Here is a 14,890-nt window from a genome sequence, read left to right on the forward strand (position 1 = left end):
TATCATTAAGCATTAGCTACACACTCAAGATACACAGATGTAATTTGGAACCTCCAATGACCCAAGAAAAATTCGATACTATTTACCAACGTGCAGCTCACCGCAAAGGCGGAGCGGCCGAACTCGAAAAGATTGTTCGTGCGCCCCTTTCCCAAGCCGAATTATCGCAAATCACCGACGACCGTTGGCTAGCCGCCTTTACCGAAAAGGTATTCCAGTGTGGTATTTCATGGAATTTGGTGAGAAAGAAATGGCCGCAATTTGAAGAGGTGTTCTTCGAGTTCGACATCGAAAAAATGCTGATGCTGCCGAATGAGATGTGGGAACAGAAAGCGCAAGACCCGCGCATTATTCGTCACCTTACCAAGGTGATGACTATCCCTGCCAATGCCACCATGATTCATAATGCCAAGCGTGAAGCCGATTCATTCTCGCAAATGGTTGCCGACTGGCCATCAGAACGCATCACCGAACTTTGGGATTATCTGAAGAAACACGGCAAGCGACTGGGCGGAAATACAGGCGCTTACACCTTACGCCAAATGGGTAAAGACACTTTGATCTTGTCGTCGGACGTTGAAGCGCACCTACGCAGTACCGATGTGGTCGATAGCGGTCGTAACACCAAGCGAGCACAAATCGCGGCGAGTAAGGCTTTCAACGAATGGCAGCAACAATCAGGTCGTAGCCTCAGCGAAATCAGCCAGATCGTGGCGTACAGCTGTGGCGACAACCGCGTCTAGTTTTAGGGCGAATGTCTTAAAGCTTTAGATTGCACACAGTTCCCTGCAAACTAAATGTTATAAGTCATTAACAAATAAGCGTGCATCGCACTTTCATCCAGTGGCATTGTATAGATAAATGTATACAATATAGAGTAATACTCATGAATTATTCTCGACCAACCCAACTCGACTAAACAAGGGTCCTTATCTCTATGACAGTTCTCAAAAACTCTGTCTCCAAAGGTGTAAAAACGAAAGTAACAGGCCAGACTCAAGACGATGTTGTTTACTGCCATATCTTCGACGCGATACTAGAACAAAGGCTGCCACCAGCCACCAAATTAAGCGAAGAAGCGTTAGCAGAAATCTTTAGCGTTAGCCGCACCATTATCCGCCGTGCCTTACTGCGTCTTTCTTTAGAACAAGTTGTGGTGATCCGTCCTAACCGAGGAGCCGTGATTGCTGCGCCAACGGTTGACGAAGCCAAACAGATCTTTAAAGCACGTGAAGTGATGGAAATTGCTATCACTGAGCTAGCAGTTAAGAATGCAACCAAAGCCCAAATCGACGAGTGTAGAAAACTGGTCGCGAAAGAGAACTGCGCCTTTGACCAAGGTGACTATGGTTCTGGCTTACGTTTATCTGGTGAGTTCCACATCAAACTGGCTGAAATGGCTGAGAACGCGCCACTGCTGGCTTTCCAACGCAGCTTGGTATCGCAAACCTCTCTACTTATTGCCCAATACGAAACCGGTAGCCACTCGAACTGCTCTTTGGATGAGCATGAAGGGTTACTTGATGCGATAGAGTCTGGCGATGAAGAGCAAGCCGTTGACCTAATGCGAGAGCACTTAAGCCACATTCGATCCAAACTCAATCTAGACAGCAACACAGCTTCGAGCGACCTGCATGTGGTGTTCTCTGATCTGCTCAAGAGCAAGTCATAGTTCTGCTAACTAGATAGCCCAACCTTTTGTTAACAACTTTTCGTTAACAAACAAGAGAGAAGTAAGCCTCAGCGTTTACTTCTCTTTTTTATGCGTAAAGCCCTCTTCCATCGTTAGAAAATCACCACGACTTCCCCTGTTCGCCTTGTTATTACTTGCCTAAATGAGGCTATAGAACTGAATAACACCGATGTACTCGCTTCCTTAAAATTCTACAATTTTTGTATACATCGTTAAAAACACATTCACACCATTAAACTTACCAAAAGACCATAAACTCCTTATAAAACAAACAAATAGACAATGGAATAAATTGTACACAATCCAACAATGCGCAATGTTGTTGCATTTTTGTAAATAAATAGTTGACCACAGGGTCAGGATGGATAATTATTGACCTAGAAGTCAAAAAGAATACACATGGAACAATGTCGATTTACAAGGAGGTCTCTTGATTACTTTTTTGCTCAATCAGGAAATAAGACGTGAAGACAATCTGTCGCCGAATATGACAGTGCTCAATTACCTTCGTACCAAGGTTAATAAAACCGGTACCAAAGAAGGTTGTGGGTCGGGTGACTGTGGCGCATGTACCGTCGTTTTAGGTGAAGTGGTGGATGGACAGCTGCAATACCGCTCGGTGAACTCTTGCCTTACGTTCGTTTCAGCGCTGCACGGAAAACAGCTAATCACAGTAGAAGATCTACAAAACCGAGACAAGTCACTGCACCCTGTACAGAAAGCTGTGGTTGATTTTCACGGTTCACAATGTGGTTACTGTACGCCGGGCTTCATCATGTCAATGTTTGCGCTAGGCAAGAACAAACCCGATGCGAGCAAAGAAGATGTCATGGAATCACTGGCGGGTAACCTATGTCGCTGTACAGGCTACCGACCTATTGTTGATGCCGCGATGTCGCTTTCAACAGACCAACCTTTGATCGACCAATTTGCTGAACTTGAACGCAACACCATCAAGAAGCTAGAAGATATTCAAGACACCGAAGCCAACCTACGCCTTGGTCACCTCACCGCTTTTTCCCCGAAAAGCACTGATGAGTTGGCCAAGCTTTTCCAAGCCCACCCGAACGCTAAGCTGGTTGCTGGCGGCACGGATTTAGCACTGGAAGTGACGCAATTCCACCGCGAGATAGAAACACTGATCAGCGTAAACCTTGTTGAAGACATGAAGGTATGTGAAGAGACCGACACCGACTTAATCATTGGTGCCAACCTTCCAATCAGTGACTCTTACGCACTACTGAAAAAACACTACCCAGATTTTGGCGAGCTACTGCACCGCTTTGCTTCACTGCAAGTACGTAACCAAGGCACCATCGGCGGTAACGTGGCGAATGCCTCGCCTATCGGTGACACCCCTCCTCTGCTGATTGCCCTGAACGCGAAGATCAAACTTCGTTGCGGTGACGAGTCACGTACGATGCCGATTGAAGATTACTTCATCAGCTACAAAGTGACGGCGCAAAAAGAGAGTGAGTTCATTGAACAGATCATCATTCCTAAGCCAACTAACGACAGCTTCCGAGCTTACAAACTGTCTAAACGTTTAGACGATGACATCTCTGCGGTATGTGGTGCGTTTGATATTCAAATCGAAGACGGCAAGGTGTCTTACGCTCGTATCGCCTTTGGAGGTATGGCTGCAACGCCTAAGCGAGCGGCGCGTTGTGAAAACACGTTATTAGGCAAACCGTGGACAGACGCTAATATTAAGTTAGCAATGCAGGAACTGTATAACGACTTTGAGCCGCTCTCTGATTTCCGTGCAAGCCAAGAATATCGTTCATTGTCGGCAGCAAATATGTTGCGTCGTTACTTCATTGAACAACAGAACAAAAACAACCAAATCGAAACAAGGGTAACGTCTTATGTCTAAATCACACGAGCATGCGATGACCCACGAAGAGATGGTTACCATTGCAAAACAAGATCTAAAAACTGGCGTCGGAAAAAGCGTTAAACACGACAGTGCAGCCAAGCAAGTAACGGGCGAAGCGGTATACATTGATGACCGCCTAGAGTTCCCAAATCAGCTGCATGTCTACGCTCGCCTGAGCACGCAAGCACACGCCAACATCACCAAAATAGACCTGTCACCGTGTTACGAATTTGAAGGCGTGGCAATTGCCATTCAAGCCAAAGATGTGCCAGGTGAACTGGATATCGGTGCCATCCTTCCGGGTGACCCACTGCTTGCTGATGGCAAAGTCGAATATTACGGTCAACCTGTGATTGCCGTGGCAGCTAACGATTTAGAAACCGCACGTAAAGCCGCACACGCTGCAATCATTGAATATGAAGAACTGCCTGCGATTCTTGATGTAAAAGAAGCGCTAGAGAAAGAACACTTCGTCACAGAGAGCCACACTCAACAACGTGGTGACTCTAAAGCAGCACTGGCAAAAGCGAAACACGTGATCTCTGGTGACCTAGAGATCGGCGGCCAAGAGCACTTCTACCTAGAAACTCAAATCAGTAGCGTGATGCCAACCGAAGACGGCGGCATGATCGTGTACACCTCGACTCAAAACCCGACCGAAGTTCAAAAACTGGTTGCGGAAGTGATTGGTGTACCGATGCACAAAGTCGTGATTGATATGCGTCGTATGGGTGGTGGTTTCGGTGGTAAAGAGACCCAAGCGGCCTCTCCAGCATGTATGGCTGCGGTTATTGCTCACCTTACAGGTCGACCTACAAAAATGCGTTTGCTGCGCAATGAAGACATGCAGCAAACTGGTAAACGCCACCCGTTCTACAATCAATATACGGTCGGTTTTGACGACAATGGTGTGATTCAAGGTGCCGATATTACCGTTGCAGGTAACTGTGGCTACTCGCCAGACTTATCAAGTTCTATTGTCGACCGCGCGATGTTCCACTCAGACAACGCCTATTATCTAGGTGATGCAACTGTGGTCGGTCATCGATGCAAAACCAATACAGCATCGAACACCGCTTACCGTGGCTTTGGTGGCCCGCAAGGCATGATGACGATTGAACACATCATGGACGAGATTGCGCGTTACCTGAAAAAAGATCCTTTGGAAGTACGTAAGGCGAACTACTACGGTGAAGAAGGCCGTAACGTGACCCATTACTACCAAACCGTTGAAGACAACTTTTTACCTGAGATAACCGAACAGCTTGAACGCAGCAGTGACTATCACGCACGTCGTAAAGAAATCGCTGAGTTCAACAAGCAAAGCCCTATCTTGAAGAAAGGCCTTGCGATCACACCAGTGAAATTCGGCATCTCGTTTACTGCGACTTTCTTGAACCAAGCAGGTGCGCTCATCCATATCTACACCGATGGCAGTATTCATTTGAATCACGGTGGTACGGAAATGGGGCAAGGCTTGAACATCAAAGTGGCACAAATCGTTGCACAGGAGTTCCAAGTCGATGTCGAACGTATCCAGATCACCGCTACAAACACAGACAAAGTTCCGAACACATCACCAACCGCAGCCTCATCGGGCGCCGACCTCAACGGTAAGGCCGCGCAAAACGCCGCAATAACGATTAAGCAGCGCCTGATCGACTTTGCTTCTTCGCACTTCAAAGTGTGGCCTGAAGAAGTGGTGTTTAAGAACGGCATGGTGCAAATCCGCGACGAAATCATGACCTTCAAATCATTTGTTGAACTGGCTTGGTTTAACCAAATCTCGCTATCGAGCACTGGCTTCTACCGCACTCCGAAGATCTATTACGATCACGAGAAAGCACGCGGTCGCCCGTTCTACTACTACGCGTATGGCGCATCTTGTTCAGAGGTTATCGTCGATACTCTAACCGGCGAAAACAAGATTCTACGTGTGGATATTCTGCATGATGTGGGCGCTTCCTTGAACCCTGCGATTGATATCGGCCAAGTTGAAGGTGGCTTTGTGCAAGGTGTCGGCTGGCTAACAACGGAAGAGTTGGTGTGGAACCAACAAGGCCGCTTAATGACCAATGGCCCTGCGAGTTACAAAATCCCTGCGATTGCTGATATGCCGATTGATTTCAGAACGCACCTTTTGGAAAACCGCAGCAACCCAGAAGACACAGTCTTCAACTCGAAAGCCGTGGGTGAACCACCTTTCATGTTGGGTATGTCGGTATGGAGCGCACTGAAAGATGCCATTAGCTATGTCGCTGTCGATGGCGCGATTCCAAAGCTCAACACGCCTGCAACGCCAGAGCGCATTCTGATGGCGATTCAGGAAGTCTCTGAAACGGCTCCGACTTCGGTCGATGCACAATCAGAAACGGCTTAATAAGGCTGATGTAGAGCGTAGGAAGCATAAAAGGGATTTAGGAGGACATATGTTTAAGGATAATTGGATTCACGAACTGGCAAAACTGGAAGAGAACTACGAGCCATGTGTGATGGTGACAGTGCTTGAAGACAGAGGCTCAGTGCCGCGTGATGCGGGTACCAAGATGCTTGTCACTCGTGACCGAATCATCGCTACGATTGGTGGTGGTCACCTTGAACATGTGGCCACTAAAATGGCGCGTGAGATGCTGATTGCCAGTGAAAAATCACTCAAAGTAGAACGCTTCAACCTAGGCGCTCGTCTAGGCCAATGTTGTGGCGGAATGGCGACGTTAAGCTTTGAACCAATTGGCACTCAGCAGAATCACCTTGTGCTGTTTGGCGCTGGCCACGTTGCCAAAGCGCTGCTGCACATTGTCGCGACTCTGCCCTTCCGTGTGACCTGGATTGATGAACGTGAAGAAGTGTTCCCTGAAACGCTGCCACACGGTGTTAAAAAGCTTGTTTCAGATGATCCGGTCGGTGAAGTGAAACACATGCCACCAAACAGCTACTACCTTGTGATGACCCACAACCACCAGCTCGATTTTGACCTAACCAAAGCCATTATCGACCGTGAAGACAGCCGTTACTTCGGAATGATTGGATCACTCACTAAGCGCAAGAAGTTCGACTTCCGCTTAGAGCAACGCGGCTACAGCCAAGAGCAAATTGAAACCATGCTTTGCCCGATTGGCATTAGCGCTGTGAATGGCAAACATCCGGCTGAAATTGCGGTATCGGTTGCGGGTGAACTGATCGCACACTATCAAGGCCAAGCCCTTGAACAAAAGCGCCCGACCAAACAATATCGAAATCAGGATTTGACCGATCAACACAGTCAACCAAGCGACGTAGGCGAACCACCATTGGAAGAGAAGATCGCCTAATAAAAGTCGCAAAGCTTTAGCGGCCATAACGTCGCTGAAGTCATTAAAAGGAAGTAAACATGACAACGCAACGCAAAGCTTATCGCGCCAGTATTTTACACAGCGTCGCCGACCCAAAAGACGTCGGCATTGATGAGTCTTACGACTATTTTGAAGATGGTGTTTTAGTGGTTGAGAACGGCCATGTCGTCGACCTCGGGCATGCCGACGAGGTATTGGCTCGCCAACCTAAAACACTCGAAGTAAAAGAATACAAAGACAAACTGATCACCTCTGGCTTTATTGATACGCACATCCACTACCCTCAAACAGGGATGATCGCGTCTTACGGTGAACAGCTACTCGATTGGTTAGAGAACTACACCTTCCCAGAAGAAAAGCGCTTCAAAAACCCAGTTTACGCACACAAAGTGGCGAAGCTATTTCTAGACGAGTTAGCCAGCAACGGCACCACCACGGCACTGGTATTTGGCACGGTACACAAAGAGTCGGTCAACGTATTCTTCGAAGAAGCTGAGAAGTGCAACCTACGCATGATCGCAGGTAAGGTATTGATGGATCGCAACGCTCCAGACTACCTTACCGACACTCCAGAATCTGGCTATGCTGACTCCAAGGAATTGATTGAAAAATGGCATAACCGCGGCCGTTTGCTTTACGCGGTGACACCTCGTTTTGCGCCAACCAGCACACCAGAACAACTTGCTACTGTCGGTAAACTGCTAGAAGAATACCCAGACGTGTACATGCACACTCACCTTTCTGAAAACGAGAAAGAGATCGAATGGGTGAAATCGCTGTTCCCAGAGCGCGACAGTTACCTAGATGTCTATGACCATTACGGACTCCTTCACAAACGTTCGGTATTTGCCCATGGTATTCACCTATCAGATTGCGAATGTAAACGCCTTGCTGATACTGAATCTGCCATCGCCTTTTGCCCAACTTCGAACTTATTCTTAGGCTCTGGCCTATTCCGATTACCAGAGATGGAAGAACACGGCATTCGTGTCGGCGTCGGTACTGATGTTGGCGCAGGCACCAGCTTCTCGATTCTGCAAACCATGAGTGAAGCGTATAAGATCATGCAGCTACAACATAAGAAGCTGCACCCGGCTAAGTCGCTATTCTTGGCAACACTAGGCGGTGCTCGCTCGCTGCACCTAGAAGACAAGATTGGTAACTTGGAAGTAGGAAAAGAAGCGGATTTCGTGGTGCTTGACTTGCACGCTACACAACTGATGCGCTTTAGAATGGAACAAGCCACCAAACTGGAAGAGAAACTGTTTGTATTGATGAGCTTGGGTGACGACAGAACCGTTAGCGAGACTTACATCTATGGTGAAAAAGCCTACGATGTGAACTTCAAAGATTACAAGAAGCTCGTTAGTTAGGCTTAAAACCGAGTAACAATCGCCAGACAGCGACAAGCCGTCGTTAATTAAAAATCCGTCCAGATTTATCGAGCCTTTAAAGACCAGTTGCTGATGCCACTGGTCTTTTTTGTGCTTAATTCAAAGAAATATAAATTAACCGATCACAGACAACGATCTTCGGTGACGCCAAGTCATTATATTGATAGGTTAATGTTTATACATTTCGACTTCATACTTCACTTTAGCGTCTCTCTAAAACATTCGTTTCTCAGCTAAATGGAAGCACTCAATCTAGAAAGGAATTCTATGTTCGAACAGGTCGTCAGCATTCTGTTTCCCGTTTTTGCTTTAGCCAGTGCTGGCTTTGCGGTCGGTCGTTGGCTCAAGCCCGATTTCAAACCGATCAATCGCATCAACATGGATGTGTGTATTCCTGCGCTAGTGTTTGCATCGCTGACCACCATGCCGCTCGACACTGAGCAACTGCCACTCATCACCGCCTCTTTGGTTGCGGTGCTAGTGCCCGCTTTATTGATGATTCCAATCTGTAAGATTTTTAAACTCAATTTCAAGGCTTGGGCTCCGCCACACATGTTCCGCAACAGTGGCAACCTCGCGATTCCTCTGTTCACGTATACCTTTGGCGAGAGCGCATTAGCCCCTGCAGTACTGCTGTTTGTGGTGTCGGCGTGCGTGCACATTAGTGTTGGCTTGGCGCTCCTAAGCGAAGGTAACCCGATCAAACAGATCCTCAAGATGCCGATATTTTTGGCCGCTGCATTAGCGATGACGCTCAACCTGTCTGGCATTACAGTGTGGAATCCAATCTACGAAGCCACATCGTTACTTGGCCAAGCTGCCGTGCCTATCATGCTGTTATCGCTGGGTTCGCAAATGGTAAACTTGAAGCTGAGTGGGCTCAAAGTTGGCTTGCTGTGTACGGCTCAATCGCTGTTCACAGGAGCCATCGCCTTTGCCATCATCTATTTCTTTATCCCGCTGCCTACGCTGCACTTACAAATGATGGTGCTGTTCACCATGCTGCCACCCGCCGTGATGAACTATCTGTTTGCAGAACGCTTCAATGTCGAGCCACCCAAGGTCGCGTCTATGGTGTTGTTCGGCAACTTCCTGAGCGTGGTTACCTTACCTATATTGCTGTCGTTCGCGCTGTCTATGTCGAGTTAATTGTTTGCGCATTTATCCAGTTTAAGCTCTGCCGTCACTTTAGTAAGGCGCAGAGCTATTGCGAAACAGACTAAGTAAGGACTCACATACCAGAAGAGGCTTTCTAGTGGCTGCTTCACCTGCGCTTCTCTGGTTTTTATGTATTGGTTCTTCTGTTTTTCATACTGACTCAACATACCATCCACCCACACAGCATCACTTTCAACCAGCGATACGCTCGGCGCAGGAACCGTAAAATCCGATGCGTTCGGTAACAAGGTGAAATCGACATCTTTGAACGTGATCGCCGTATTCAAATACCACAAACACGCTTCGTGGTGCTGAGCGTGACTATCTAAAGATGGCTGACCGGTACAGGTATCACTTCTTAATTTATCCAAAGAAAACTGCTGAACCGACTCTAAAATCGCGACCGCTCTAGTTTGTTCTGTTTCAACCCAATCACCCGCTACTTTCGCACGAATCTCAGACACTGCACCCAGCATCCCGATACCCACCAAGAACGGCCATAAATAATCCATAAGTTTCCATTTGCGACGGCTCAAATTGAACCCACACCAAATCGGAAGATGAAAAAGGAGCGTTAGCCCAAGCGATAGCAAAACGAAATTCAAAGAGCTAGAGAGCATGAGTTCGCTATCAAAGAAGTTCATCATAATGAGAGACTTGCCTGTATAACAAAGAGAAATTTGATACTAGGTTCGATATTAGAAAAGAGTGTAAGGGTAAAGTAAAAACAGCGCGAAAAGTTAGAGTTTGGATAAATAACATCCAATTGAAACTTGTCGTTATTTCAAAGCCAACACATGCTCGATAAAAGTCGACTTCTTTTCGCGGTATTCATCTTGTGGCCAACCTTCACAAGACATTTTGAGGGTGTTGTATTGCTCCACGAATGCCGGATTCGCACGTAGCTTGTCACGAAATGCCAGAAAGCATTCGAACTCAGAACCGTTAGCGACCACTTGCAACGCCACATCATGAGCGGATGTAGATTCCAACATACACAGTTCGGGTGTTCTTAAGGTATCGAGTTTCTCATTGAAGCCGAGTGTTGTGAGTTGTTCAATGGCGTACTCAAGTTCACTCGATTCAATACCGACGAAGATATCCAAATCGCCCTTAGACACTGCAGATGGAATAGAAGATGCGCCTACATGCTCAATTCTCGCATTAGGGATTAGCGTTTTGATGTCTCGTTCGTATCGGACAAACAGCTCGTTGCAAGCCGCTTGGTATTGTTCCGCGGGGTAAAATTTCATATATCCTTACTCCGAATCACAAACTATTGAACACACCAATTGCTAACAGAAGCAACACGATGCTAATAGCTCCGATATAAGAGATTCTGGTTCTCTCTTTTTCAGTTGGAATCAATGGGGGGAAGCGCCCTAATGTGAATACTTTACAAACTATCCAGCCAGATCCGTAACCAATGAACTCAATCAAGAACGACTGAAACAGATACCTAAAAAATGAGCTCAATGCCCTAAAATACGCGACTATTAAGTCTTCCATTTTTTGTCCTAACTAAAGTCAATTTGGACTAAAAATGCCATGGGGTAGAGATTCATATCAAGAACCTTATACAGGACTGCGCACGCAATGAATCAGTTTAAACGTAAGTACTTACTATCGACATGCAATGATTCACAGAGTCTTCTTTCTCGTCAACAGGTGCAACATAGTGAATTGCAGTTTCGGCATGTTAGACAGCTAACATCGAAGTGTTAGCTGTCACGCATCTGAATACTAGGCTTCAGTCTCGCCTTTTAAGTCCTTTAGAGACTGCAGGTTTTCATTAATTTTGAAGATAACTATCATCAATTCACACCAAATTCTCGCACCTATAGCGCCGCCTAATATCGTAAACGCACCAAGAATAAACTTCTCAAATGTTACGCCTCCATATCCTCCAAACATGGTTGCTAGTCCTGAAACTACAGCGATTAGCAACAACAACCAATATAGGCCAGTAACTAACTTAGGAGTTAACATTGAGTCGAACGAAAAAACTGATTTCATTACTATATTTCCTTACTTTTTATGAAATTTATACTTGGGTATCTAACTAGTTCTTTGTGAATTTTCGCAATCAAAAGCTTTGAATTTCAACAAGCTTTCCTTTCAGAACATACACATACCAAACATACAGCCTAAATTTCATGACCAACAACAATTTATATGCAACTAAATGTATCATGTGACGCAAATATCGAACTCACTTCGGTGGATTCATAAAACTATTAAGGATGCATACTAATAAAGTTTCTAATATACCTTTGTCCAAAAACAAAAAGCCCCGGTTATAGGAACCGGGGAAACAGGGTGGGATGAGTTTGGCGCGTGCCCGTAAACCAAACTCTCCCCAAGCCTCACCTAAGACTCATGCTCTTAGGTAAAGGATTTCACATGATTATTGAAGCGTAGCGCCTTGCTCTACCCAAGTACCGATCAGTGCGCGTTCTTCGTCAGTCATTTGAGTCATGTTGCCGAGCGGCATCACCTTGGTTGTTACGGTTTGAGCAACAATCCTTGGGACATTGGCTTTAATCTCTTCTGGGGTATCAAACATCACACCACCAGGTGCAGCAGCAAAAGCGGCGTGGCTCGGGGTTGATGAGTGACACACAGAACAGCGCTCTTGAATGACTTTGTTGATAGTTTCAAAGCTGACGCCTGCGCTAGCAGTTTGTATTGCGTGATCTGCTGGTGCAGCTTGAGAACTAGTCATCGTTGATGCTGTGTCGTTTGCAGCGAGCTCTTCTGTCGCTGATTCAGTCGCGCTTACTTGCACTTCTTGAACCACTGGTGCTTGCACAACCGGAGTCATCTGTTTTTTCGCGTAAGGTGAGGTAACAAACGCAAGCGTGATCATACCCAATGCTGCTACTGGTATTGTCCATGCAAACTTCTGGCTACCATGACGGGTGTTGAAGTAGTGACGCACCAAGATACTGAAGATCGCTAAACCGGCAAGGATCAACCAGTTGTATTCCGAGCCGTAAGTGCTTGGGAAGTGATTACTGATCATGATGAACAGCACTGGCAGTGTCATGTAGTTGTTGTGACGAGAACGCAGTAGGCCTTTCGCAGGCAGTGCCGGATCCGGTTCGCGCTTCTCTTCAATCGCTTTCACCAAGTTGCGCTGTGCTGGCATGATAACGCGGAATACGTTACCGACCATGATGGTACCAATTATCGCACCAACGTGGATGTAGGCACCACGACCACTGAACACTTGAGTTAGGCCGTAAGTTGCAGCAACGAGCAGCACAAACAGCACAACGCCAAGCAACACCGGGGTTTTTCCTAATGGTGAGTCACACAGTAAGTCGTAGATAAACCAACCAGCAACGAATGAACCAATACCAATAGCGATTGCCGTTGTTGAATCAAGGCCAGAGCCCGGTGCAATCAGGTAGATTTCAGCGTTGAGGTAGTAAACCACACCCAGTAGACACACACCGGTGATCCACGTGAAGTAAGCTTCCCATTTGAACCAGTGCAGGTGCTCTGGCATTTCTGGTGGTGAAAGTTTGTACTTCTCTAGGTGATAAATACCACCGCCGTGAATTGCCCATAAGTCGCCTGAAAGGCCGGTTTTTGGGTTTACTCGGTTAAGGTTGTTCTCTAACCAAACAAAGTAAAATGATGCGCCTATCCACGCAACACCAACAATCATGTGAGCCCAGCGTATTGCTAGATTCAACCATTCTGTAATATGCGGATCCATAATAAACTCCTGTATCACAACGCTTTAGCTAAGCGTTGCTCTTCCTTATTGTCGTCCGTTGGCAGATCGTCCAAATGCAATGCCACTCGGTCGCTGTCGAAATAAACTTCGTCACAGTTGTGCCCTTCGCCGCCTCTATCGACGATCAAGAACTGGTCTTGATCAGTAAGCGCAAGAACTGGGTGATGCCACACCCCTTTGTGATAGTTCACTCCTTGACGGCCGTTGCTCAAGAAAGCTCGGCTATTGGCTAATGTTGGATCGTCGCCTTTTGGCGCAACAACAATTAAATAGGGTTGACCAAGTAATGGAATGAATGCCTGAGAGCCAAGTGGATGACGCTCCAACATTTTGATGGTCAGTGGGTAGCTCAACGGTGTGGCTTGGAAGATGCTGATGATCGCTTCTCCGTCTTGGTCTTGCACATCCGTTGTCGCTAGCTTGTGGTAGCGACGTGTTGATCCACTGTTGATCATGAAGAAATCACTATTATCGGACTCGATAACATCACCAAACTCTGCAAAAGCCTGCTTGGTTAACGGTTCGATGGATAAACGACGTATTCCATTACTCATATTCAATTCCTTACCTATTTCGCTTTCGTACCAAATAGACGCAAACGGCTGATACCACCATCTGGGAATATATTTGCACGTACATGGGTAATCGCACCAAGGTCATTAACCTCAGAAATGAATTCGTGAATCTCGTGCGCTTGCAGCTTTTGTGCTGGCAACAGTTCACGCCAGAATAGGCTTTGTGTTTCCACTTGGTCGTCGGTGCCACCTTTCACGTAAGCCGCTTGGATTGAGCAGCTGTCTGGGTAGTTACCTTTGAAGTGTGCCGTATCCACAACGATACGTTCGATGTTACCTGGGTGACCTAGTGCCACGATAACCCAGTCATTACCCGGTGTACGACGACGTGCTGTTTCCCAGCCATCACCCATGTTTTCACCGCGGCCTGGGCCTAAGATGTTGGCTTTGTTGCCGTAGTGCTCATCGCTACATGCGAGTGCTCGGCCACCGTGTTCAACCGATGCTAGGTCAACTTGTTGCTGAGAATCTATTGCTTCCCAATCGACACTTGGTCGACCGTAAACACGCAAGCGCGCGACGCCGCCGTCTGGGTAGATGTTCAAACGTAGGTGCGTAAATACTTGGTCGCTTTCAATCGCTTCAAGATGATGATGATCACCCTGCAATGCCATTGAAGGCAGAATTTCTTGCCACTCTGTTGCGTCCGTTGGTTCACCTTGTGGTGAATAACACGCGTCAATTGAAGCCGAAGGTGGGAAGTTACCTGTGAAGAATGAGGTATCAATATCAACGCCAGCAATGGTGCCAGCTAGGCCAAGGCGAACGACACAGTAGTCGTAACCTTCACCGCGTTTACGTCTGCTTTCCCAACCGTCCATCCACTTGCCGTTATCGTCATATAAGTCGTCTTTCCACTCTGGCGCTGCGTGGCTGAGTAGACGGCTTTTATCGGCGAAAAAATCGTCTGTTGCGAAGGTAGCTTCTGCGCCGAGTTTTTCGTCTGCAAGGTTTATGAATTGTTCAAATGTTTGGGTCATGTCCGTGTAATCCTATCCAATTAATCAAGTAATAATAAAATGAGAACTTAGTGGCTTATGCTTTATTCAATAAGGCTTTGATAAACAAGCCTTCGATAAATCAAGCTCTAATAAGCAGCGCTCTGATAAAC

The 14,890-nt window shown here is 46.8% G+C and carries 14 protein-coding genes; 7 read left to right on the plus strand and 7 right to left on the minus strand.

What is annotated here, in order from left to right; translation table 11 throughout:
• The first annotated feature begins 56 nt into the window (after positions 1 to 56).
• The 7 genes from OCV19_RS21475 to OCV19_RS21505 all read left to right on the plus strand — a co-directional run bounded on the left by OCV19_RS21475 (position 57) and on the right by OCV19_RS21505 (position 9,447).
• A complete protein-coding gene (locus OCV19_RS21475; protein WP_065676285.1) occupies positions 57 to 743 on the plus strand; it encodes a DNA-3-methyladenine glycosylase I in 687 nt (228 codons plus the stop codon).
• Between the two features lie 194 nt (positions 744 to 937).
• Complete coding sequence (locus OCV19_RS21480) at positions 938 to 1,672, plus strand: GntR family transcriptional regulator (RefSeq protein ID WP_065676286.1); 735 nt, start codon at positions 938 to 940, stop codon at positions 1,670 to 1,672.
• 451 nt (positions 1,673 to 2,123) lie between these two features.
• Positions 2,124 to 3,569 (plus strand): xanthine dehydrogenase small subunit, encoded by a 1,446-nt coding sequence (gene xdhA / locus OCV19_RS21485; RefSeq protein ID WP_065676287.1) that lies wholly within the window; start codon positions 2,124 to 2,126, stop codon positions 3,567 to 3,569.
• A complete protein-coding gene (xdhB, locus tag OCV19_RS21490) occupies positions 3,562 to 5,952 on the plus strand; it encodes a xanthine dehydrogenase molybdopterin binding subunit (RefSeq protein WP_065676288.1) in 2,391 nt (796 codons plus the stop codon). Before xdhA ends, xdhB begins: the two co-directional genes overlap by 8 nt.
• A 49-nt stretch (positions 5,953 to 6,001) precedes the next feature.
• Entirely contained in the window at positions 6,002 to 6,883 is an 882-nt protein-coding gene (xdhC, locus tag OCV19_RS21495) for a xanthine dehydrogenase accessory protein XdhC (RefSeq protein ID WP_004732871.1), read from the plus strand.
• 59 nt (positions 6,884 to 6,942) lie between these two features.
• Positions 6,943 to 8,277 (plus strand): guanine deaminase, encoded by a 1,335-nt coding sequence (gene guaD / locus OCV19_RS21500; RefSeq protein ID WP_065676289.1) that lies wholly within the window; start codon positions 6,943 to 6,945, stop codon positions 8,275 to 8,277.
• A gap of 288 nt (positions 8,278 to 8,565) precedes the next feature.
• Positions 8,566 to 9,447, plus strand: coding sequence for an AEC family transporter (locus OCV19_RS21505; protein WP_065676290.1), 882 nt, complete (start codon positions 8,566 to 8,568; stop codon positions 9,445 to 9,447).
• On the opposite strand, the gene OCV19_RS21510 is transcribed toward OCV19_RS21505, so the two are convergent.
• From OCV19_RS21510 to alc, 7 genes are all read right to left on the minus strand, one after another.
• Positions 9,444 to 9,968, minus strand: a complete 525-nt coding sequence (locus tag OCV19_RS21510; protein ID WP_065676291.1) for a hypothetical protein — start codon at positions 9,966 to 9,968, stop codon at positions 9,444 to 9,446. The two genes, OCV19_RS21505 and OCV19_RS21510, sit on opposite strands and share 4 nt — an antisense overlap.
• A gap of 267 nt (positions 9,969 to 10,235) precedes the next feature.
• Positions 10,236 to 10,709: a GrpB family protein gene (locus OCV19_RS21515; protein WP_065676292.1), complete on the minus strand. Its 474-nt coding sequence runs from the start codon at positions 10,707 to 10,709 to the stop codon at positions 10,236 to 10,238.
• Positions 10,710 to 10,725: 16 nt separating this feature from the next.
• The gene (locus OCV19_RS21520; RefSeq protein WP_065676293.1) at positions 10,726 to 10,965 is read right to left on the minus strand and encodes a hypothetical protein; all 240 of its coding nucleotides are present in this window, start codon (positions 10,963 to 10,965) and stop codon (positions 10,726 to 10,728) included.
• Between the two features lie 234 nt (positions 10,966 to 11,199).
• Positions 11,200 to 11,472: a DUF4282 domain-containing protein gene (locus OCV19_RS21525; RefSeq protein WP_017064999.1), complete on the minus strand. Its 273-nt coding sequence runs from the start codon at positions 11,470 to 11,472 to the stop codon at positions 11,200 to 11,202.
• Between the two features lie 391 nt (positions 11,473 to 11,863).
• Positions 11,864 to 13,183, minus strand: a complete 1,320-nt coding sequence (locus OCV19_RS21530) for a urate hydroxylase PuuD (protein ID WP_065676294.1) — start codon at positions 13,181 to 13,183, stop codon at positions 11,864 to 11,866.
• Between the two features lie 14 nt (positions 13,184 to 13,197).
• Positions 13,198 to 13,758, minus strand: coding sequence for an ureidoglycolate lyase (locus OCV19_RS21535; RefSeq protein WP_004732859.1), 561 nt, complete (start codon positions 13,756 to 13,758; stop codon positions 13,198 to 13,200).
• A 14-nt stretch (positions 13,759 to 13,772) separates the two neighbouring features.
• Positions 13,773 to 14,759, minus strand: a complete 987-nt coding sequence (gene alc / locus OCV19_RS21540) for an allantoicase (RefSeq protein ID WP_065676295.1) — start codon at positions 14,757 to 14,759, stop codon at positions 13,773 to 13,775.
• Between the last annotated feature and the right edge of the window lie 131 nt (positions 14,760 to 14,890).

The organism is Vibrio celticus, from assembly GCF_024347335.1.
Classification (GTDB): domain Bacteria; phylum Pseudomonadota; class Gammaproteobacteria; order Enterobacterales; family Vibrionaceae; genus Vibrio; species Vibrio celticus.

What these genes read in the sequence shown, in the direction of transcription:
- OCV19_RS21475 (WP_065676285.1), top strand. Translation starts at nt 57, where the DNA reads ATGACCCAAGAAAAATTCGATACTATTTACCAACGTGCAGCTCACCGC.
- OCV19_RS21480 (WP_065676286.1), top strand. Translation starts at nt 938, where the DNA reads ATGACAGTTCTCAAAAACTCTGTCTCCAAAGGTGTAAAAACGAAAGTA.
- xdhB (WP_065676288.1), top strand. Translation starts at nt 3,562, where the DNA reads ATGTCTAAATCACACGAGCATGCGATGACCCACGAAGAGATGGTTACC.
- xdhC (WP_004732871.1), top strand. Translation starts at nt 6,002, where the DNA reads ATGTTTAAGGATAATTGGATTCACGAACTGGCAAAACTGGAAGAGAAC.
- guaD (WP_065676289.1), top strand. Translation starts at nt 6,943, where the DNA reads ATGACAACGCAACGCAAAGCTTATCGCGCCAGTATTTTACACAGCGTC.
- OCV19_RS21505 (WP_065676290.1), top strand. Translation starts at nt 8,566, where the DNA reads ATGTTCGAACAGGTCGTCAGCATTCTGTTTCCCGTTTTTGCTTTAGCC.
- OCV19_RS21510 (WP_065676291.1), bottom strand. Translation starts at nt 9,968, where the DNA reads ATGGATTATTTATGGCCGTTCTTGGTGGGTATCGGGATGCTGGGTGCA.
- OCV19_RS21515 (WP_065676292.1), bottom strand. Translation starts at nt 10,709, where the DNA reads ATGAAATTTTACCCCGCGGAACAATACCAAGCGGCTTGCAACGAGCTG.
- OCV19_RS21520 (WP_065676293.1), bottom strand. Translation starts at nt 10,965, where the DNA reads ATGGAAGACTTAATAGTCGCGTATTTTAGGGCATTGAGCTCATTTTTT.
- OCV19_RS21525 (WP_017064999.1), bottom strand. Translation starts at nt 11,472, where the DNA reads ATGAAATCAGTTTTTTCGTTCGACTCAATGTTAACTCCTAAGTTAGTT.
- OCV19_RS21530 (WP_065676294.1), bottom strand. Translation starts at nt 13,183, where the DNA reads ATGGATCCGCATATTACAGAATGGTTGAATCTAGCAATACGCTGGGCT.
- OCV19_RS21535 (WP_004732859.1), bottom strand. Translation starts at nt 13,758, where the DNA reads ATGAGTAATGGAATACGTCGTTTATCCATCGAACCGTTAACCAAGCAG.
- alc (WP_065676295.1), bottom strand. Translation starts at nt 14,759, where the DNA reads ATGACCCAAACATTTGAACAATTCATAAACCTTGCAGACGAAAAACTC.